We start from the raw sequence: 21,079 nt of genomic DNA on the forward strand, positions 1-21,079 counted from the left end.
TAATCTTAATAAGAAACCCGTTCGAGCTTTTCGGACGGGTTTTGTTTATGCTAAAAAAGCTATTATCTGTAATCTGAAAAATAAATTGTTCCAAAATCTTTAACCGTTTCAACTTTTGTTTTACTTTCAACTTCCCCATTTTTATAGGATTCAGATATTCTAACTTCTTTGTGAAGAATGAAATTATTTGAAAGTTTATCATACTTAAAAGTAATTATTTTTTTCATTTTTGTCCCTTCTGGAACCAATTGGTAGACTAGAATAATAGAAAAACTATTCTTTCTAATTTTTAAATCCTTGAAAGGATCTGTGAGATCTTCATTACAGTCTGAACAAGGCACAATATTATTGTTTGATGTAGAAAATGAAGATGTTCCGTCTTTTTGTAACAAGTCTATTCTTACAATTCTACAGTTCATATCATCATAATCTCCAATATAATTATTTTTACATTTAACGCTTTCAATTTCTATATTGTCAGGAATTTTATCATTATTCAGATCATTTGTATATTCTTTGAAGATGTATCTTGATTTTTGCGCCTTACAAAAATTATTTAAAAGGAATGAAGAGAATAATATCAATATAAATTTAATCATCATTTATCAATCATTATTTTAAACTTTATCCTTCGAAATCCACTTACCAACTGTAGGTGCCTGATAGTTTCTCATCTTTTCCAAAAGTTCTTCGATGTTTCTACTTATCAAAAGCATATCCCGGTTCACCTGCTTTAAAAAACCTTTATCCACCATGGTCTGAACCAGTTTTATTAAGTCATCATAAAACCCGTCAATATTAAGAATCCCAATGGGTTTTTTGTGAAGACCAAGCTGTGCCCAGGTGATCATCTCAAAAAATTCTTCAAGGGTTCCGTAACCGCCCGGAAGAACGATAACACCATCACAAAGCTCATTCATTTTAGTTTTCCTCTCGTGCATGGTTTCCACAAGGATAAGCTCTGTTAAATTTTTATGGGCGATTTCTTTGGATTTTAAAAACTGGGGAAGAATGCCGGTCACTTTTCCGTTTTCGCTTAAGGCTCCATTGGCTATGGTTCCCATTAAGCCGGTTTCCGAACCTCCGTATACCAATTGTATATCTTGTTTTGCTAATGTTTTACCCAGTAAAAAGGCCTGTTCCTCATAGATTTTATCCGAGCCGAAGCTTGACCCGCAGAATACGGTGATACTTTTCATCGTTAAATGGATTTAAAATTAAAAATATCCAAAATCATAAGACTTTGGATATTCAATATAGCAATATTATTTAATTTATTTCAAAGGGATATTCGCTAAAATATCTTTTGTAAAGCTCCAGAATTTCTGTGCTGAAGGAATATTCGCCTTTTCATCGGGAGAGTGGGCCCCTCTGATTGTTGGTCCGAAACTCACCATTTCCATTTCAGGATAGTTGGCTCCGATGATTCCGCATTCCAGTCCTGCATGGCAAGCCACAACATGGGGTTTTTCTCCGAATTTCTCTGTGTACAGTTTTTCCATCAGCTGAACGATTTCTGAACCTGGCTTAGGCTTCCATCCCGGATAGGAACCGCTGAACTCTACGTTCATTCCTGCTAATTCTGCCACAGATTTTAATTGTTCTGCCACAGAATATTTGGAAGAATCTACAGATGATCTGGTAAGGTTTAGGATTTTAAGCTCTCCGCCTTTTAATTCCACTCTGGCTACGTTATTAGACGCTTCTACAAGATCTTTCACATCCGGGCTCATTCTGTAAACCCCGTTGTGAAGAGATTTTAAAGTCAGAATGATCTTTCTGGAATTGTCTTCAGAAACAGCTTTATCCGCTGAAGTAGAGTTTTCAATATTAATCTGGATGGCCGGTTCAACAGAAGCAAATTCTTCTAAAATATCTTTTTTAAGAACAGTTACTTCCTCAATGAATTCCTGAGCATTTCGCACAGAAACCAGAGCAACACCTTCTCTTGGGATAGCATTTCTAAGCCCTCCGCTGTCAATAGAGATCAGCTGGATGTTTTCCTTGGCGAGACCGCTGTAAAGAAGTCTTCCCAGGATAATATTGGCATTTCCGAAACCTTTATGAATGTCCATTCCGGAATGTCCCCCCTGAAGTCCTTTAACTTCAATTCTTACGATTTGTCCTTTAGGGGCTTCTGTTTCATATTGCTGGGTAATGGTTACGTCAACACCTCCTGCACAGCCTATATCAATTTCGTCATCTTCTTCCGTATCAAGGTTCAGTAGGATTTCACCCGTCAGTTGTCCCGGTTTTAAGCCTAATGCTCCTGTCATTCCGGTTTCCTCATCAATGGTGAAAAGCGCTTCCAGAGCAGGGTGAGGAATATCTGAACTTTCAAGGATGGACATGATTGTTGCTACTCCTAAGCCATTGTCAGCTCCTAAAGTAGTTCCTTTTGCCTTTACCCAGTCCCCGTCAATCTCCATTTTGATGCCTTCCGTTTCAAAATCAAAATTAACGTCATTGTTTTTCTGGCAAACCATATCCAGGTGCGACTGAAGCACAACGGATTTGCGGTTTTCCATTCCGGCCGTAGCCGGTTTTTTAATGATTACGTTTCCTATTTCATCCACAGTCGTTTCAAGTCCCAGATTTTCACCAAATTCCTTGATGAAAGCAATTACTTTTTCTTCTTTCTTTGATGGTCTTGGAACAGCATTCAGTCTGGAGAAGTTTTTCCAGATAATCTGCGGTTCTATATTAGATAATTCCATGAAATTTATTTTTTCTCAAAATTACGAAATAAAAAATGCTTCCGTGAATTCAGAAGCATTTTTTGTAGGGAGTTTTCAGAGCAAAACGGTAAATCTGCTCATTCGTCTGCATCCTTTTTTTATTAACATCCGCATTCTCCGTAAATAGGCATTGTCTCTACCGTTCCGTCCGGTTTTTCAATCGTCAGGGTACCTTCGAATAATAAAGCTTCCTCGCCTTTTATTTTTTTGCCTTTTACAGAGATTTTATAGTTGTCGTTTTCTATTTCTTTGGTAAGTTCCTCATCAGCTTCCATATCGCTTGAGGAGATCAGATTCATGGCTAGTCTTTGTCCGTCCAGCTTCATATAAGCTGTTTTTCCGGCATCATCTGCATAGATGTATTTCTCTGCTTCAAAATCAGCCTTATTTCTGGCAAAATAACATGAACATTCTTTAATCTCTTTCGGAAAAGGGAAGGTGTCTACCAGTATTTTTCCTGATGAAGCTTCTGTTTTTGCAGAATCTTTTGCAATATTCAGAGAATCGGCAGTTGCGGCCTCAGTAACGGAACCTTTATCCTTTTTACACGCTGTTAAAAGTAATGCTGAAAAGAAAATAATCAGATATTTCATTGTCTGTTGTTTTTAAGATTTAGCCCCTTGCTCTTTCCAGAAGAACCATCATCAGTAATGATAGGATGACAAGACTCTCATCTTCATCATCAATATCAATCATTCTGTCCAGCTGAAATCTTCTTCCGAAGAGTGAAGGCATTTTTTTCATTTTAAAATAAGCTTTTCCGTCAGTTCCGGTTACGGTGTAAGACGGATTAAGGAAATATCCTGTAAACATTCCGATGATTGGAATTTCACCTACGAAACCATCCCAGAATCTTACCCATGCACTGTCTTCCTGTACTTTGAATTTAGGCTGATCATTGGCGTCAAGAATATCATAGCTTGCTTTCCAGATAGAACGCATTCCTTTTCTGGCCAGTCTTCCGTAATTTTTGTTTTCAGTGATATCATTCAGAGAATAAGAAGCATTGAAATCAATCCATTGATTGGCTTTGATCCTGAACAGTTCTTTAGATTTGCTTTCATCATTGAACACAATAACATCTTCTTTCAGCCTGAACATTTTCTGACGGACATAGGCCACATAATTTCCGTTTCGGTCTGTAATGTTAAAGTCGCTGGCTAATGTGGTGATTTTGAATTTGAAATCCAGCGGATAATTAAGGTTTTTAAGTACCATCGAGTTTATTTTTCTTCAATTAATATTCGAACCCAAAGATAGAGGTTTTTTTAGAGATTGAGGAAAAAAGAGAGGAGAGAGATAAAAGATAATAGATAACAGACGGATAGATAATAGATATGAGACTGCATCTGCTATTCTTTATCTTAACCTAAATATCAGACATTACATATTGAGGACAAAACCATTCCATAAACCACTGGCACTCCTCAACTATATTCCTTATTTTTGCGTTATGGATTACCCTAGTAAAGTTTTGGCAAAGGCGGTTGATGAAATTTCGGGACTGCCCGGGATAGGAAGAAAAACGGCTTTGCGGCTGGCATTACATTTATTGAAACAGCCTAGCTCCAGGGCAGTAGGCCTCGGAAACTCCCTGATTAATCTTGTTAATGAAATAAAATACTGCAGAGAATGCCATAATTTCTCTGATTTTGATGTATGTGAAATATGTGATAATGAGAAGAGAAGCAGTGAGCTGATCTGTATTGTAGAAGATGTAAGAGATGTTATTGCTATTGAAAATACAGGGAAGTTTACAGGGAAATACCTGATTTTAGGCGGGAAAATATCACCCATGGAAGGAATAGGGCCTTCCCAGCTGAATATCCCGAGTATTGAAAGAAAGCTGAATGAAGGGAAAGTGAAAGAATTCATCTTTGCGCTGAGTGCTACTATGGAAGGAGATACAACGGCTTATTATATTTATAAGAAGTTTAAAAACTTCAATGTGAGCTTTTCAAGCATTGCCAGAGGAATTTCAGTAGGAGATGAGCTTGAATATGCGGATGAAATTTCTTTAGGAAGATCTATTATCAACAGGCTTCCGTATAACGAAAAAGATTAATATGAAGCTGTCTGTTATTATCGTCAATTATAATGTTACCCGGCTGCTCAGGAACTGTCTTTTGTCTGTCCAGAAATATACAGATCAGGAAATCTGTGAAATCATTGTTATCGACAATGCCTCTACGGACAGTTCGTGGAAAGAACTGATCTCTGAATTTCCGGAAGTCCATTTCATTGCTTCCGAATCTAATGACGGTTTTGCCATAGCCAATAATAAAGCCATTAAAACAGCATCCGGAGAATATCTTCTGATCTTAAATCCTGATACAGAACTGGAAGGTTTCTACATGCAGGAACTTCTGGATTTTGCCGATTCTAAGCCCGATTTTGGAGGGCTTGGCGTACGAATGCACGATGCACAAGGTGTTTTTCTGCCTGAAAGCAAACGTTCTGTTCCTGATATGTTCAATTCTTTTGAAAAGCTGTTTACCAATTTTAAAAAGAACAACTCAAAATCCTATTACAGAAACGATATTAATGAATATGCTGTAGCAGAAGTAGATGTGCTTACGGGGGCATTTCTGCTGGTGAAGAAAGAAGTGTACGAAAAAATAGGAGGGCTGGATGAAACCTATTTCATGTATGGTGAGGATATTGATCTTTGCTATACCTTATTAAGAAGCGGCTATAAAAATTATTATTACGGAAAAGCCTCTATTCTTCATCATAAAGGAGAAAGCACGATTAAAGATGAAGTATATCTCGAAAGATTTTACGGAGCCATGCTGATTTTTATTGATAAATATTATAAAAATTCCAAGCCCGTTCAGTATTCATTTTTAAAGACCGGCTTAAAGCTCAGACATAAAATTGAAAGAATTAAGCTCAAATAAAAAGCAGTTCAATAATTTGAACTGCTTTTGTTTTATATAAAAGTCTATGCTTTTTATTATTTTGCCGGAGCTACCGGGGTTTGAGCCGGAGTTGTTGTAGAAGCCGGAGCAGACTGCTGTTTTGCCGGAGCCTCTTTTTTCACAGGCTGTTGTGTCGGAGCAGTTGTTGAAGGTTTTCCGGTAACCACAACACTGATAAGGATAAGAACGATAATTGTTCCTCCTAACGTCCATGTTGCTTTTTCCATGAAATCATTGGTTCTCTGTACCCCAAACTGTGCAGAAGATGCACCTCCGAAAGTACTGGAAAGACCTCCACCTTTTGGATTTTGAGCCATAACAACAATTACCAGTAAAACGCAGGCAATCATAATAAGAACCATCAATAGTGTAAATATAGTATCCATTAATTCTGATATCTTTTTGAATGGGCAAATTTAATCTTTTTTTACCGAATGACAAAAAAAGATGTCTGCAAATATTATTTAAAATAAAAACGACAGCATTTGCTGTCGTTTTTTATATGAAAACAGGCTGTTTTTATTTAAAGTCTGAATCTTTAGCCTGGTTCAGCTGGTAAGATTGTACAGTCAGATCTACATCCATACCGCCCATATTCTGGATGATGGTAAACGGAAGTTTAACGCCTGAAACATCTTTATAATTGTTATAGCTTGTAGGAATGGAACCTCCTTCAGATGCTTTGATCTCTCCGGTCTTAAGACCTGTTTTAACACTGTAATAATATGTGTCTTTAGGCCCTTTTACCACATATGAATCTTCATTGTTGTATTTTTCGATTCCTGCCACTTTAATATCCGCAGATTTTGCGAAAGTAAGCTCAGGGAAAAGCTCAGGTTCAGTCATTTCAGCTTTTTCTTTATCCGTTAAAGGAACTTTTTGCCCCTGCGCCTGCTGATAGCCTTCTTTACCGTCAAAAACAATCTTCTGAAGAGTATTTCCTGCCATTTTCAGCTCCATAAGCATTTTGCCGCCTTTAGCCTGGATTAGTTTCATGCTCATATCCATTCCCTGGATTTTAGTGGTAGCATCCGAAGAAATAGAAGTAACCTTTTGAACTGCAGCCAGACCGCCGATTGCATTAATGTATTTATCGGCTACAGATGCAGCAGTAACATTGGCGTCTACCTTTTGTACAGCAGGTTTAGCGATTGGATTCGCTTCTCTGTCAAAATATTTTACCGGATAGCCCAGTTTTTCCAGTCCTTCAGAAATATCAGCTGCTTTTCCAGCGATGAAGATTCTGCTCTGGTTAGGAAGGATTGTAGCTTTAGCAGCAGCAGAAACATCAGCCACCGTTACTTTATCAATAGATTTCAGATAATTGGAGTAGAAATCTGCCGGAAGATCCTGTACTTTCTGGTTTAAAGCAAATCTTGCGATGGTTTCAGGTTTTTCAAGAGCCATAATGAAAGATCCTTTCAGTTTGGCCTTTGCATTTTCTAATTCCTGAGGTTTTATCGTGGTAATTCCGTTAAGTTCAGTCATGAATTCCTTAATGGCTTTGTCAGTAACCTCATTTCTTACACTGGCTTCAGCAGAAAATACCGGAGTATATTTGCTGGCACTCATGCTGGAGTAAGCTCCGTAAGTGAATCCGTTCTTCTCACGAAGATTCATGAAAAGTCTGGCTTCAGCACCCCCTCCCAGAATATAATTGGCAATAGTAGCCGCAAAATAGTTCGGGTCTTTCATTTTTAAAGTATTCAGATTCCCTACAGATACTACAGATTGTACCGCAGAAGGAACATCCACTACATTAATCTCTGTTTTTGCCACGTTAGAAGCGGGCTCTAAAGCAGCAAACTTGGTGCCTGCTTTTTTCCAGCCTCCGAAAGCTTTTTCAACCTGAGGCTTTATCTGGTCAAACTTCACGTCCCCTACAATCACAAGGTATGCATTGTCTGGTGTATAATATTTGTTATAAACATTCTGTACATCAGAAAGCTGAATTCTATTGATTGATTCAATGGTTTCAAATTCTCCTCTTGAAGTATTTTTTCCGTACATTAATGCATTGGAAACTCTTGACGCAATAGAAGGTGCATTTTTCTCGTCGGCCTTTAAACCTTCAATCGTTCTGTCCTTCGAGTTCTTGATCTCCTCTGCAGAAAAATTAGGATTTATAATAGCATCAGCCATCAGTCCTAAAACCTGAGGGAAATACTTTGATAAAGATCCTGCAGAAGCACCTGCTGATGAGAAATTAATTTGAGCTCCTAAAAAGTCTACCTTTTTATTGAATTCATCTTTGCTTAAGTTTTTAGTCCCGTTTTCAAGCTGTTCTGCCATGATCTCGCTTACTCCGGTTACATTTCCTTCATAATAAGGAGGCCTGTCCATGGAAAGGCTGGCGCTTACTCTCGGCAGTTTATTGTTTTCTACCACCATTACAGTGAGCCCGTTGCTCATCTGGAATGTTTTTGGTTTAGCAATATTGATGGCAGGAGTTGGCCCCGGCTTTGGCATTGCGTTAAGGTCTATTTTTTGTGCAGAAAGCATTCCTGCGAATAAAAATGCTGCCGCTATATATGTTAATTGCTTTTTCATTTGTAAAAATTATTATGGTAATCAATTCTTTCCTGTACTCCGTAGATTACTTTTTCTCAGGAAGGTAGTTAATGATTACTCTTTGGTTAGGATTCAGATACTTTTTAGCCGCATTTTGCAGATCTTGTCTGGTGATTGATCTGTAAATTTCAATTTCCTTATTGATAAGGTTGGTATCTCCCATCAATACGTGGTTGGTTGCCAGTGAAACAGCAATTCCCTGAATACTTGAGTTAGCATTTACAAACTGATTTTCAAACTGATTCTGAAGTTTCTGATAATCTTCTTCAGAAATTAAAGTAGTCTGAACTTTTTTGATTTCTTCATCAATTACTTTTCTCAGATCCGCTTCAGGTGTAGGTCCCATCGGGATGGCAAAAAATGCAAAAACTCCGTCTTTTTCAAAAGCAATCGGATTAGCAGAAACCTGTAAAGCTTTCTTATCCTGATCTACCAGCTTTTTGTATAAAACTGAGGATTTTCCACCGCTCAGGTAAGCAGAAAGCATGTCCAGTATTTTGGAGTCTCTTTCTGTATTAGCAGGCGTTCTGTATCCATAAATATAAGCAGGAAGCTGAATATTGGCATCCGTATACGTTACTACTTTTTCCTGAGTAATAGGAGCATCTTTAGTGTAGGTTCTTGTAATAGGCGCTCCTTTCGGAATCCCTCCGTAATACTCCTGAATCCATTTTTTAGTCTGTTCAGACTTAATATCTCCTGCTACAACTAAAGTTGCATTATTCGGGATATAATATTTTTTGTAGAAATTCTGGAATTCTTCCAGCTTGGCAGCATTAAGATCTTCCATAGAGCCAATCGTAGGCCAGTGGTACTGGCTGTTGGTGAACATATTGTTAAGAATAGCGGTGAAAAGATTCCCGTACGGTCTGTTATCCATGTTCAGCCTCTTTTCTTCTTTTACAACTTCCCTCTGAGTATCCACCCCGATCTGGTTGATTACGGCATGGCGCATTCTTTCCGCTTCCATCCACAGTCCAAGCTGTTCGTTGTTGGATGGGAAAGTTTCATAATAATAAGTTCTGTCGTTACTGGTGTTGGCATTGTTCTGTCCCCCGTTGGAAGAAACAATTTTCATCCATTCACCTCTTTTTATATTAGGCGTTCCTTCAAATAAAAGGTGTTCAAAGAAGTGAGCAAAGCCTGTTCTTTTTGCAGTCTCGTCCTTGGCTCCTACATGATACATTACTCCTGTAGTAACTACCGGTGCAGAATTATCTTGATGAAGGATTACGTGAAGGCCGTTTGGCAAGTCATACTCTTCGAATTTAATTTGCTGTGCATTCAGCATCATTCCGAAAAAAGATGCAGCTGCAACAGAAAGAAGTCGTTTTTTCATAAAGCAGAAATTGTTTTGCATAAATTAGTAGAGAAAACAGAGTATTTGTTACATTTCTTTACATATTTTTTTCATTTCTGTAAGAACATGAAAATTATTTTAAAATCGGAATGAAAGTTTACTACATGGTATTTTTTGTCTTTTTCTGTGTGTTGATAAGGGAACAGGAGATTATAGATAAAAAGGCCTTCAATAAATGGTTTTATGATCCAGTTGAGCTTTTCAGATTCTGAAGGAGCTTCCCATCATACACCGGTAAAATTCTTTCAATTCAAAGGAAGAAAAAGGTTCAGGCAAAAGGTTTTGAATAAGCAAACCCACACAGCACTGAAAGAATACCCGTCCGGAAGTTAAATTGGCCTCATAATTTGAATTCTCCTTTGAATACATTAATTTTGTGTTCCAAAAATTTTTTGCAGCATGGATTATCTGAAAGGACTCAATGAATCACAATATGAAGCCGTTACCTCTTTACAGGGACCTCTGATGGTACTTGCAGGAGCGGGCTCCGGAAAAACACGTGTACTTACAATGCGTATTGCCCACCTGATCAATAACGGAGTAGACCCTTTCAATATCCTGGCATTAACCTTTACCAACAAAGCCGCCCGCGAAATGAAAGAGCGTATTGCCAAGGTAGTAGGAACCAGCAATGCAAGAAGTTTATGGATGGGAACCTTTCACTCCGTTTTTGCCAGAATCCTGAGAATTGAAGCCCATTATCTGGGCTATCCTTCCAATTTTACGATTTATGACCAGCAGGATGCCCTGAATGTGATCAAGAAAGTATTGAAAGACATGAATATCGACGCCGATCTTTATAAACCTAAAAAAGTTCAGGCAAGAATTTCTACCTATAAAAACAACCTGATCACGGTAAAAGCCTATTTCAACAATCCCGAGTTGATGGAAGCAGATGAAAAGGCCAATATGAAATTCATCGGGCAGATCTATCAGAGATATGTGGATGCCTGCTTCAAAAACGGTTCCATGGATTTTGATGATCTTCTGCTGAAAACCAATGAACTTTTGACCCGTTTTCCGGAAGTGCTGGCCAAATATCAGGACAGATTCAGGTATATCATGGTGGATGAGTACCAGGATACCAACCATTCACAGTATCTTATTGTAAAAGCACTGGCTTCAAAATTTGAAAATATCTGTGTGGTAGGGGATGATGCCCAGTCGATCTATTCCTTCCGTGGGGCCAACATCTATAATATCCTGAACTTTAAAAAAGATTATCCTGACGCCATTACTGTGTCACTGGAGCAGAATTACCGATCAACACAAACGATTGTGAATGCAGCCAATGTTGTGATCGCAAAAAACATTCAGCAGTTCAAAAAGAATGTGTTCAGTGATAATGAAGAAGGAGACAAAATTAAAGTATACCGTTCCCTTTCCGATGCGGATGAAGCCAATTTTGTAGCCGGAAATATCTGGGAACTTCGCAACCGTGATCAGAGAAAATACAGTGATTTTGCTATTTTATACAGAACAAACTCCCAAACCAGAGCATTTGAAGATGCCCTGAGACGTAAAAATATTCCATACAAGGTATACGGCGGTCTTTCCTTCTACCAAAGAAAAGAGGTGAAAGACCTGATTGCTTACCTCAGACTTCTGATCAATGAAAATGATTCTGAAGCATTGACGAGAATTATTAATTATCCGGCAAGAGGAATTGGGGAAACTACACAGAACAAACTGATTGTTTTTGCAGATGCCCAAAATGTTTCCGTTTCAAAAGTTCTGGATAACCTTCCGATGTATGCTCCGCAATTAGGATTAAATAACGGAGTTTTAAATAAACTGAATGACTTCTGGTCGATGATAAAAGCATTCCAGGTATTGCTGAAAACTGAAACCGCTTACAGCGTAGCAATGGAAGTGGCAAAGCGAAGCGGGCTCATCAAATTTTTAAAAGATGATCAGACTCCGGAAGGAATTTCCAGAGTAGAAAACGTACAGGAATTAATGAACTCTATGCAGGGATTCATTGAAGAGCAGATGCAGCTGGAAGATGGCGACCCGAGCCTTTCCAATTTCCTTGAAAATATTGCCCTTTCTGCTGATACCCAGGATAAGGAGCTGGAAGATGATATGGTCTCGCTGATGACCATTCACCTTTCAAAAGGTCTTGAATTCCCGGTAGTTCATCTGGTTGGTCTTGAAGAAAATCTTTTCCCGAGCTTTATGAGTTCTGCAACCCGGGAGGATCTGGAAGAAGAAAGACGTCTGTTTTATGTGGCACTGACCAGAGCGGAGAAACAGGTTTTCTTTTCTTATGCCGTTTCCCGTTTTCAGTGGGGAAAAATTACTGATGCTGAGCCTTCAAGATTTTTAAGCGAGGTGGATGAAGAGTATATTGAATTCATCAATCCGGCCATAGAAAAAAGATTCATCAATAATGCCGGTCTTAAATCCAATATTTTTGATGAACATCCTTCTGAGCAGCGTTCTTTCAGAAAAGTAGAAAAGAAAACGATTGATAGAGGAGATGCTTCACAGCCAGCTCCTGAAGTACGAAAGCTGAAACCTGTAAGTACTGCTAAGATTATCAATCCAAGTGGGGCTTCTTCCCAGAATATTGAAGTAGGTGATAAAGTAAGGCACGATCGTTTCGGAATCGGAGAAGTAACTTTCCTGGACGGAACAGACCCTCAAAACATTAAAGCCAAGGTTGTTTTCATGCATGAGGGTGAGAAAAACCTGATTCTTAAATACGCGAAGCTTACGAAAATATAGAATTCTTCAGTATATAGCTGAAGCTACAATATAAAAACGGATCCGGAACAGGGTTCGTTTTTTTGTATATGATAAATAAGGGGATGATACTAGATGACAGACGGATAGATGATAGACATTCAGGCTAAGAGCAATACAACGTAAATCAAAAATGGGATTTTATTGAATGAAGAGGAGAAACAGTTACCTGTAACCTAAAAAAATATGACAGAGCCGGTCTATTGAAACCCTGCTTCATATATAAAAACTCATAGACTTTCGTCCTGCATAGACAAAAACTATAACTCTTTTTCAAAAAACAAAAGTCTATTAATTTTGTAGACTAATAAAATTACTTTACATTTGCCACTCAAAAAACATAAACTATTAATTGATGTAAAGGATATGAAAAATAAAAATACCATCTTATCAGCTTCTGTTTTATTTTTTCTGGGAACTTTTGCTTTCGGGCAGGAAAAAGAAAAGGACAGTCTGAAAACAAATAAGGTAGAAGAGGTTGTTATTCTCGGTTCAAGAGCAGGGGCAAGATCAAAAGCTGACAGCCCCGTTCCGGTGGATGTCTTTAATATAAAGGAAGCATCGGTAGTTCTTCCGCAATCCAGTATAGGGCAGATCCTGAATTCACTGGCTCCGTCTTTTACTTCTACCATTCAGACGAATTCAGACGGAACAGATCACCTTGATCCTGCCCAGCTGAGAGGATTGGGACCAGATCAGGTTCTAGTTCTGGTGAATGGAAAAAGAAGGCATACTTCAGCGCTGGTGAATGTGAACGGAACACCGGGAAGAGGAACGGTAGGAACTGATCTTAATGCCATTCCTTCATTTGCTCTGAACAGAATTGAAGTGCTTCGCGACGGAGCCTCTGCTCAATATGGATCAGATGCCATTGCCGGAGTTATCAACCTGGAGCTGAAAAAAGATACCGGAAAACTGACCGGACAGGTAAGCTACGGCGGAAATTTAACGCCAACGGCAAATGACCATACGGAAAATTTTGACGGCCAGAATATTCAGCTGGACCTTAATTATGGAAATAAGATTGGAAATAAAGGCGGCTTTTACAATATTACCTGGTCTTCACAGTTCAGAGATCCTACTTCAAGAGCAGGAGCAGAGAGCGGATCTATTTATAATGCCTATAATGCCATTGAAAAAAGAGCCCTGAATGACGGGGTAAACCTTTCATCTCTGTTCAGCAATATCAATAATACTCCGAATTCACAGCAGCTTATAGATTATATTCACCAATATGCACAGGGAGTAGGTTATTTCAGCGCTGCCCAGCAGAGTGCGATTCAGAATACTTCGATTATCCAAGATATAAAGGATGCCCAGGGAAATGTAATCCAGAAGGGTCTTCAGTCTTTACTGAATTTTGATGTTACTGATCAGGAACTGGCTTACCGGGGATTGACCAGAAAAGATTTTAATATGCAGGTTGGCCAGTCTAAGCTGAACAATCACCAGCTTTTTGCCAATATAGAAGTTCCGGTAAATGATGACTGGAAAGTATATTCATTCGGTGGATACAGCATCAGACACGGTGTTTCCGGAGGATTTTACAGGAAACCCAACCAGAGCAGAACGTTTACAGGGCTGTATGCAGACGGTTACCTGCCGCAGATTGGAACCGATATTCAGGATCTTTCTCTTGCGGCCGGAATCAAAGGACAATGGAACGGCTGGCATATTGATCTGAGCAATACATTTGGACAGAACTCATTTACCTATAACATCAGGAATACAGGAAATACCTCTTTAAGATTTAATTCTCCAAGGGAGTTTAATGCCGGAGGATTGAGATTTTCCCAAAATACAATCAATCTGGATTTTTCTAAAAAATATGATGTATGGAACGGAATTAATGTAGCTTTCGGAGGAGAAAACCGTTATGAAAATTTCAAAATGACAGCAGGAGAGGAGGCTTCCTACGCAACTTATGATGTTTCCGGAAATAGATGGACCAACAACAGCCCGAGACCTACAGACTTTTTCGGAAATGCACTTCCGGGAGGTTCCCAGGTATTCGGAGGATTCAGGCCTGCCAATGCGGTGGATAAAAACAGGCAATCTGTAGCAGCCTATGCTGACGTGGAATTCAATTTTACCAATTGGCTTTTGGTGGATGCTGCAGCGAGATATGAGAATTATTCAGATTTCGGATCAACTTTCAACTATAAATTAGCTTCAAGAATCAAAGCAGCACCTAACTTTAATGTGAGATTAGCCGGATCTACCGGATTCAGAGCACCGTCTATTCATCAGATTTACTATAATGTCACATCTACTTTATATACAAATGGCCAGCTTCTGGAAGTGGGTACATTCAGTAATGATTCCAGAATTGCAGAATTACTGGGAATTCCAAAATTAAAGCAGGAAACATCCAAATCGGCGAGTATAGGATTTACCTATAGAATTCCTTCGGTTAATTTATCTTTTACAGCAGACGGCTATTTTACAAAAATTGACAACAGGATTATTCTTACCGACCAGTTTTTAAGAGCTGATGTTCCGCCAGCGGCACAAGCTGCTTTTGATGCGGAGAATATCAACGGAGCACAGTTCTTTACCAATGCCATTGATACGGAAACAAGAGGAGTAGATGTTGTAATCGCCCATAATATGAAGGTTTCAGGGCTGAAGCTGGATAACAGTTTTGCCATAAATCTCAGCCAGACGAAGAAAGTAGGAGATATCCATTCTTCAGGATTATTGCAGTCTGCCAACCTTGAAAAAATTTATTTTTCAGAAAAATCCAGAGTGTATCTGGAAGAAGCTGTTCCAAGGGTAAAAGCCAGCCTGTCACATACCCTTTCATGGAAAAATGCAAGCCTTTACCTTAGAAATACTTATTTCGGAAAAGTAACCGGTGCAGATATTCTTGATGCCAATGGCGATGGAATTCTGGAACCAAACGAACATCAGCAGATCACAGATAAAATCATTACGGATCTTTCCCTGGCGTATCAGTTTACCAAAAATGTCGGACTGACAATAGGTGTGAATAATCTGTTTGATATTTACCCAACCAGAAATCTTCCGGCTTCTACCAACAATGATCAGTTTGTGTATTCACGTTCTACTTCACAGTTCGGACAGAACGGGAGATATGTGTTCTCCAGACTTAATTTCAATTTCTAATATTTTTTTTCACTTTCTGTTATTATTAAAACAGGTCCTTTTTGGGACCTGTTTGTTTTGTATTTAATCTGAAATAAATAAAGAATTAAAAATTTAACCCGGATTATTTCCACATCTTTAAATCATAAGCTGCTTCCCAGAAATGGAATTCCATCTTTGATGACATGACAAATGCTTCCGTCATTTTTTTTCTGGTTTCCGCGGTACTGCTTTCTGCTGCTTTGTCACAAATTGCGATAGCCTGATCTACAGCTACGGAAAATTCATCTCCGCCATAAGTGTCAATCCATTTTTGATAAGGGTTGTTCTTTGTTTTTGGCTGGTTTAAAATGTAATTTCCGACTTCCCTGTAAATCCAGAAACAGGGCAATACGGCTGCAATGGCCACTTCCACGGCTTCCAGTGCGGCAGTGCTTCTCAGAAAATGAATATAATGATGGCAGGCAGGCTGTAAAATACCTTTATCCGTAACGCCAAAATCCACGAAGTAAGATTCATGCAAGGCATTTTCAACCACAATAGCGTTTTCAGCAAACCTCATAAAAGCCAGAACATCCTGAATATCCTGAATTTTTGCCGCAATCAATGAAAGAGTTCGCCCGAAGTGCTCAAGATATAAAGAATCCTGAGCCATATAAAAACGGAACTTTTCCTGAGGCAGGGTGCCGTTTGATAATTCTTTAATAAAAGGCATGTCCAGAATAGACTGATAACGTTCTTCTATAACTTTCCACGTATGTTCAGACCATTTCATTTTTGATAAGTTTTTGAGGATTAAAAAAGTGATTCAACGGACCGTTTCCAAAACCTGTTTGCACATCTTTACCGTTTTCTATCGCCTGATATACGTATTGCTGTCCCAAAGAAACAGCATCATACAACGTTTTTCCCTGTGCAAGATAAGCGGCGATGGCAGAGGAAAGGGTACAGCCGGAACCGTGGGTATTATTGGTATCAAATTTTACCGTTTCAAAAGAATGGTACTGTTCATTTTCATCGTAATACAATGAAGTTATGGTTGAGGTCTCCTGATGCCCGCCTTTAAGAAGGATGCTTTTACAGCCCAGTTTTTTGATCTTTTCTCCCGCAGCGTATAAATCTTCAATGGTATGAACAGGCATATCAGCCAGGATTGAGGCTTCATCCATATTAGGAGTAATGACATCTGCTATCGGAAAAAGGTCTTCAATAATGGCGGTGATGGTTTCCTTTTCAATCAAACGGTGTCCGCTTGTGGCTACCATGACAGGATCAAAGACAATGGGTATTTTTCTATATTTGGCTAAAGTTGAAACGATGGTTTCTACCAGTTGCGGAGTATGAACCATTCCTATTTTAACGGCATCAGGGAAAATATCATCGAGGATCGCTTCAATCTGATCTGCTACTGCCTCTACAGGAACGGGATATATTTTCCTTACACCCTGCGTATTCTGAACCGGCAAAGCAGTGAGGACCGATGTGGAAAAGCAGCCTAAAGCAGAAGCCGTTTTAATATCAGCCTGAATGCCTGCGCCGCCGCTTCCGTCAAATCCTGCAATCGTCAGTACGGAAGGATATTTATATTTTTTCATTTTAAAATTTCATTTTTTAATTCATAAGCTGCCTTTTGAGGATTTGAAGCACTGCATATCGCGGAAACAACGGCAATGCAGTCGGCACCGGCATTAATGACTTCTCTTGCGTTTCCTGGATTAATCCTGCCGATTGCAACCAATGGTTTATCAGTAAGACTTCTGATTTCTGCTATTCCTTCAAGTCCCCATTCTGTTATGGTATCTGTTTTGGTTGAGGTTTTAAAGACAGGGCTTATTCCTAAATAATCGGAGACTGAAGTCTGTTCGTTTTCAAGCTGCGAAAGGTATTCAATGGAGTAACCTATCATCTTATTCTTAATAAGAGGATGCTGCCGGAGGTCAACAGGTGAGGCATCGCTGTTACCCACATGAATTCCGGCTGCATTGATGCTTTCTGCAACTTCAGTATTGTCATTAATGATGAGTGGAATATTATATTTTTCCGTAATTTCAATAAGCTGCCGGGCCTTCTGAAGAAATGAAGCGGTGCTGCTATGTTTTTCCCTCAGCTGGATGATGTCAACCCCTCCCAGAATAGCCTGTTCAGCTACTTCACGAAAATTTTTTCCGGCACAGTCTGCCTCGGAAATCACCAGATAAAGCTGATAAGGAAAAGAAGAAAGACTCATTTTTGTTCAATTTTTATATGGCTGAAAAATTCTTCTTCAGTTATGTTGTATAGTTTATCAAGCAGATTGGCCTGAAGACTTCCCGGACCTTTACTTTCCCGGGCAGCCAGCTCTCCTGATATACCAATCAATGCCATTGCTCCTGCCGTAGCGATGACTTTATCTTCCTGAATCCCGGCAAATGCTCCTGTTAATGCAGTGGCAGAGCATCCAAGACCTGTCACTTTAGTCATCATCGGATGACCGTTTTTGATGAGGACTTCCTGTTTTCCGTTTAAAATAATATCTGTTTCACCGGAAATACAGACGGTTGTATGATACTGTTCTGCAAGAAACTGTGCCGAATGAACAGCCTCATTGCTTTGTACTGTGCTGTCTACTCCTTTCGTTGTTGTAGTATTAGCTTTGGCAAGAGCGATGATCTCAGACGCATTTCCTCTGATTACCGCAGGCTGATATTGTAAAAGCTGTTGTAAAACCTGATCCCGGTATGAAGTAGCTCCTGCTCCTACAGGATCTAAAATCCATGGTTTTCCGGTGGAATAGGCAGTCTCAGCAGCTATGAACATCGATTCAGCCCAGTATTCATCAAGAGTTCCGATATTAATAACTATTGAATGGGAAATGTTGACTATTTCGCGGATCTCAGATTTTGCATGAGCCATGATTGGAGAAGCACCTGCTGCCAAAAGAGCATTGGCTGTATTGTTCATGACTACATAATTGGTAATGCTGTGAACCAGAGGGGATTTTTGTCTGACAAGCTGTACCTGTTCCCAAAGAATTTTTTCCATTGTTATCATTTAGAATAAGATCAAAAAAAGCTTTAGGAAAAATCCAGACAAAAAGGTACTGAGGCCAGTGTATTTTTTGCTTTTCCCTACGTCGGTGTAAGCCGTATCAGGTTCAAAGGGACTCTCTCAATTCTTTTCAGAATACCCCTAAAGCAAGACAAATGTATAAAAATTATCTGTGCAGACAAAAACCGGCAATGTATTTTCCTTTCTTTTGGGGAAAGGCTTCTTTTTTCAATAAAAACTGATTTTGGTTAAAAAGAAAAATTGAAATAACTTTCGCAGGATAATAAGTTCACCTGCTGTATCAGTGAGAAAAATGAAAATGACCTGTGAGGTTTTTCTTCACCGCAATGGCTTATTTATGGGCAATAAATCAACGCAGTTGATCCGATGAACCGGATGTTTTATTTCTTCCGGGAGACAATAAAATCTACCATCTGATCTACCATCTGATCCAGATAGGCTTTATCAGTTGTAGAAAAGCTGTGTACACCATTATCAATGATCATTAAAGACGTCTGAACTTTTGCTCTTTTCAGTTTCCGGTGCAGTTTTTTAGATTGGCTTAAAGGAACAATTTTATCCTTGTTTCCCTGTACAATTAAAGTAGGGACACCGTGAGAAGCAAAATTAACAGGAGATAGGGTTTTTAAATAATCTATAGCCTTTTGCTGGTCTTTATTAATATCATACCCGGATAATCCTTTTACCAGATTCTGCTGCAGGCTGATAATCTTTTTCGAGATCATGCCGATCATAGAAACCGGAATAGTGCCTGCACTCGTATGAAAAAGCTTATTAAGATCTGCGGGGCCGTAATGGTCAATGACATAATTCACTTTTGACGAATATGATGAAAGGTCCGGGCTGCCGATATACGTGTTATCGGGGGTATAAGCTGCGAGCAGAGAAAGGTGGGCTCCTGCTGAAGCTCCGAAAAGCCCGATGTTATTGGTATCAAAATTATATTTTTCTGCATTTTTCCTAACCCATCTTACCGCATCTTTAGTGTCTTCCAGTGGTAAAGGGAAATGAGTGCTTTCATTCAGCAACGTATAGTTGATGCTGATCACTGCATATTGCCTGGCGATCAGTTTTTTGATGGTGTTTTCAACATAATTATCAGCATGGATTATTTTATCACCTTCTATCCATCCGCCGCCATGAACATAGATTAAAACAGGAAGCAGATCAGCCGTTTTATTTTTAGGAGTATAAAGATCAAGTGCAACAGGATTTCCTTTTCTGTTAGTTTTATATACAATATCTTCAGAAACTGCTGCTATCTCCGGGAGCAGGGTACTCTTTACACGTGGAGCCTGAGTCGGGGATTGTGAAAAAGTCTGTGAAAAAATTAAATTGGAAAAACTTAAAAATAAAATAAAAAACAGGTTTGTGAAAAACCTGTATATTGATATGTTGTTAATTGTTGAATGCATAATAAACTTTTTTAAGGAATGTGCTATTTTACTAATTCCTCAAAAAGCTTACCAAAAGTGATTTCCAGATCTTTGGATTTTCCGGGATGAGGTCTCGAAGTTTGGATTACGGAGCTTCTTACAGCCGTCAGCCAGCGGAAACGTTCAGGAATGTCAAGAAGAGCAATAGGTCCGCCTTCTTTACTGCCTTCAGCAACTTTCTTGAAGCTTTCCAGATTATGGATGATGTCATCATAATCAAGTTTGCTGTGCATCAGCCTGAATTTATCAGGGCACAGATAGAATTCCACGCGGATGAACTTCTCTTTTTTGGAGAACATGACCAGCCCGATATTGAAAAATTCCTCCCTTTCAACTTTAGGTACCAGGCGTATTACAGCGTATTCGTATATTTTATCCTCTTGCATTTTTGGCTTCGTTTAAAAAGATTGGAGAATTTTCCAGTCTGGTTTTCAGGAATTGGAAATAGATTTCACGGATTTCTTCAGGAGTTTCATCAGCATCATTCCAGTGCAGCCAGTCTTCAGGGATCAGATTGACGATGTCTCTGAAAAGAGCATCATTCAATACTGTATGGGCAAATGCATCAGCTTCGTCCAGCATTTTGGCCTGCGGCAGCAAAACATGGTCTTTTACATATTTAAACGGTGTTTTGGCTGCTGTGTCAAAGTTCTGCCATGAATGATGGAAGTAAAAAGAGGCTCCATTGTCAATCACCCAGAGTTCTTTATGCCACATCAGGAGATTGGTATTTCTGAATGTTCTGTCGATATTCGTGATAAATGCATCCAGCCATACAATTTTGGAAGCCAGAAGTGGATCTATTTTTACACCGGGATCATAGGTAATAGAACCGGAAAGGTAATGAAGCCCCAGATTCAGACCTTCCGAAAATTTCAAAAGATCCTGGATTTCTTCATCAGCTTCCGTTCTTCCAAAATCTACATCCAGATTCACCAGTACCAGTTCCGGTATCTTCAGTCCAAGAGCTTCGGTGATCTTTCCACCCAGAAGTTCGGAGATAAGCATTTTTACTCCATGGCCGGCACCACGGAATTTCAGTACATATTTAAAATCATCATCAGCTTCTGCCAAAGCAGGAAGAGAGCCGCCTTCTCTCAAAGGAAGGATGTAACGCATTACGGTTACCGTTCTTAAATCCAGCATACC

20 protein-coding genes and 1 riboswitch are annotated in these 21,079 nt (G+C 39.1%); of the genes, 5 read left to right on the plus strand and 15 right to left on the minus strand.

What is annotated here, in order from left to right; genetic code table 11:
• Positions 1–62: 62 nt before the first annotated feature.
• From AOB46_RS15790 to AOB46_RS15810, 5 genes are all read right to left on the minus strand, one after another.
• Positions 63–602: a hypothetical protein gene (locus tag AOB46_RS15790; protein ID WP_062701106.1), complete on the minus strand. Its 540-nt coding sequence runs from the start codon at positions 600–602 to the stop codon at positions 63–65.
• Positions 603–617: 15 nt separating this feature from the next.
• Complete coding sequence (locus AOB46_RS15795) at positions 618–1,199, minus strand: TIGR00730 family Rossman fold protein (protein WP_062701109.1); 582 nt, start codon at positions 1,197–1,199, stop codon at positions 618–620.
• A gap of 75 nt (positions 1,200–1,274) precedes the next feature.
• On the minus strand, positions 1,275–2,717 hold the full coding sequence (locus AOB46_RS15800) for an aminoacyl-histidine dipeptidase (RefSeq protein WP_062701111.1): 1,443 nt from the start codon (positions 2,715–2,717) through the stop codon (positions 1,275–1,277).
• Positions 2,718–2,839: 122 nt separating this feature from the next.
• Positions 2,840–3,331, minus strand: coding sequence for a hypothetical protein (locus AOB46_RS15805; RefSeq protein ID WP_062701113.1), 492 nt, complete (start codon positions 3,329–3,331; stop codon positions 2,840–2,842).
• Positions 3,332–3,350: 19 nt separating this feature from the next.
• The gene (locus AOB46_RS15810; RefSeq protein ID WP_062701115.1) at positions 3,351–3,956 is read right to left on the minus strand and encodes a hypothetical protein; all 606 of its coding nucleotides are present in this window, start codon (positions 3,954–3,956) and stop codon (positions 3,351–3,353) included.
• Between the two features lie 235 nt (positions 3,957–4,191).
• On the opposite strand from AOB46_RS15810, the gene recR reads away from it, so the two are divergent.
• Both recR and AOB46_RS15820 read left to right on the plus strand, forming a co-directional pair.
• The gene (recR, locus tag AOB46_RS15815; RefSeq protein ID WP_062701117.1) at positions 4,192–4,803 is read left to right on the plus strand and encodes a recombination mediator RecR; all 612 of its coding nucleotides are present in this window, start codon (positions 4,192–4,194) and stop codon (positions 4,801–4,803) included.
• Positions 4,799–5,638, plus strand: a complete 840-nt coding sequence (locus AOB46_RS15820; RefSeq protein ID WP_117590584.1) for a glycosyltransferase family 2 protein — start codon at positions 4,799–4,801, stop codon at positions 5,636–5,638. Before recR ends, AOB46_RS15820 begins: the two co-directional genes overlap by 5 nt.
• A 56-nt stretch (positions 5,639–5,694) precedes the next feature.
• Here the strand turns inward: AOB46_RS15820 and secG are convergent, their stop codons facing one another.
• The 3 genes from secG to AOB46_RS15835 form a co-directional block, all read right to left on the minus strand.
• Complete coding sequence (gene secG / locus AOB46_RS15825; protein WP_062701121.1) at positions 5,695–6,045, minus strand: preprotein translocase subunit SecG; 351 nt, start codon at positions 6,043–6,045, stop codon at positions 5,695–5,697.
• 133 nt (positions 6,046–6,178) lie between these two features.
• Entirely contained in the window at positions 6,179–8,209 is a 2,031-nt protein-coding gene (locus AOB46_RS15830; RefSeq protein ID WP_062701123.1) for a M16 family metallopeptidase, read from the minus strand.
• A gap of 46 nt (positions 8,210–8,255) precedes the next feature.
• Positions 8,256–9,569 carry a M16 family metallopeptidase gene (locus AOB46_RS15835; RefSeq protein WP_062701126.1) on the minus strand — a complete coding sequence of 438 codons (1,314 nt, stop codon included), beginning with the start codon at positions 9,567–9,569 and terminating at the stop codon, positions 8,256–8,258.
• Between the two features lie 204 nt (positions 9,570–9,773).
• On the opposite strand from AOB46_RS15835, the gene AOB46_RS23415 reads away from it, so the two are divergent.
• From AOB46_RS23415 to AOB46_RS15845, 3 genes are all read left to right on the plus strand, one after another.
• Positions 9,774–9,923 (plus strand): hypothetical protein, encoded by a 150-nt coding sequence (locus AOB46_RS23415; protein WP_157845074.1) that lies wholly within the window; start codon positions 9,774–9,776, stop codon positions 9,921–9,923.
• A 66-nt stretch (positions 9,924–9,989) separates the two neighbouring features.
• Positions 9,990–12,320: an ATP-dependent helicase gene (locus AOB46_RS15840; RefSeq protein WP_062701127.1), complete on the plus strand. Its 2,331-nt coding sequence runs from the start codon at positions 9,990–9,992 to the stop codon at positions 12,318–12,320.
• A 384-nt stretch (positions 12,321–12,704) separates the two neighbouring features.
• The gene (locus tag AOB46_RS15845) at positions 12,705–15,467 is read left to right on the plus strand and encodes a TonB-dependent receptor plug domain-containing protein (RefSeq protein WP_062701255.1); all 2,763 of its coding nucleotides are present in this window, start codon (positions 12,705–12,707) and stop codon (positions 15,465–15,467) included.
• A 103-nt stretch (positions 15,468–15,570) separates the two neighbouring features.
• Here the strand turns inward: AOB46_RS15845 and tenA are convergent, their stop codons facing one another.
• The 7 genes from tenA to AOB46_RS15880 form a co-directional block, all read right to left on the minus strand.
• Positions 15,571–16,221, minus strand: coding sequence for a thiaminase II (tenA, locus tag AOB46_RS15850; RefSeq protein WP_062701129.1), 651 nt, complete (start codon positions 16,219–16,221; stop codon positions 15,571–15,573).
• The gene (thiD, locus tag AOB46_RS15855; protein ID WP_062701131.1) at positions 16,208–17,041 is read right to left on the minus strand and encodes a bifunctional hydroxymethylpyrimidine kinase/phosphomethylpyrimidine kinase; all 834 of its coding nucleotides are present in this window, start codon (positions 17,039–17,041) and stop codon (positions 16,208–16,210) included. Before thiD ends, tenA begins: the two co-directional genes overlap by 14 nt.
• On the minus strand, positions 17,038–17,673 hold the full coding sequence (gene thiE, locus AOB46_RS15860; protein WP_062701133.1) for a thiamine phosphate synthase: 636 nt from the start codon (positions 17,671–17,673) through the stop codon (positions 17,038–17,040). The genes thiD and thiE overlap by 4 nt, the downstream gene beginning before the upstream one ends.
• Complete coding sequence (gene thiM / locus AOB46_RS15865; protein WP_185113877.1) at positions 17,670–18,467, minus strand: hydroxyethylthiazole kinase; 798 nt, start codon at positions 18,465–18,467, stop codon at positions 17,670–17,672. Before thiM ends, thiE begins: the two co-directional genes overlap by 4 nt.
• Positions 18,468–18,533: 66 nt before the next feature.
• Positions 18,534–18,626, minus strand: a riboswitch (TPP riboswitch).
• 248 nt (positions 18,627–18,874) lie between these two features.
• Positions 18,875–19,909 carry an alpha/beta hydrolase gene (locus AOB46_RS15870; RefSeq protein WP_062701134.1) on the minus strand — a complete coding sequence of 345 codons (1,035 nt, stop codon included), beginning with the start codon at positions 19,907–19,909 and terminating at the stop codon, positions 18,875–18,877.
• 23 nt (positions 19,910–19,932) lie between these two features.
• Positions 19,933–20,316 (minus strand): DUF3037 domain-containing protein, encoded by a 384-nt coding sequence (locus AOB46_RS15875; protein WP_062701136.1) that lies wholly within the window; start codon positions 20,314–20,316, stop codon positions 19,933–19,935.
• Positions 20,303–21,076, minus strand: a complete 774-nt coding sequence (locus AOB46_RS15880) for a HipA family kinase (protein WP_062701139.1) — start codon at positions 21,074–21,076, stop codon at positions 20,303–20,305. Before AOB46_RS15880 ends, AOB46_RS15875 begins: the two co-directional genes overlap by 14 nt.
• Between the last annotated feature and the right edge of the window lie 3 nt (positions 21,077–21,079).

Source organism: Chryseobacterium indologenes, assembly GCF_001295265.1.
Classification (GTDB): Bacteria; Bacteroidota; Bacteroidia; order Flavobacteriales; family Weeksellaceae; genus Chryseobacterium; species Chryseobacterium indologenes_A.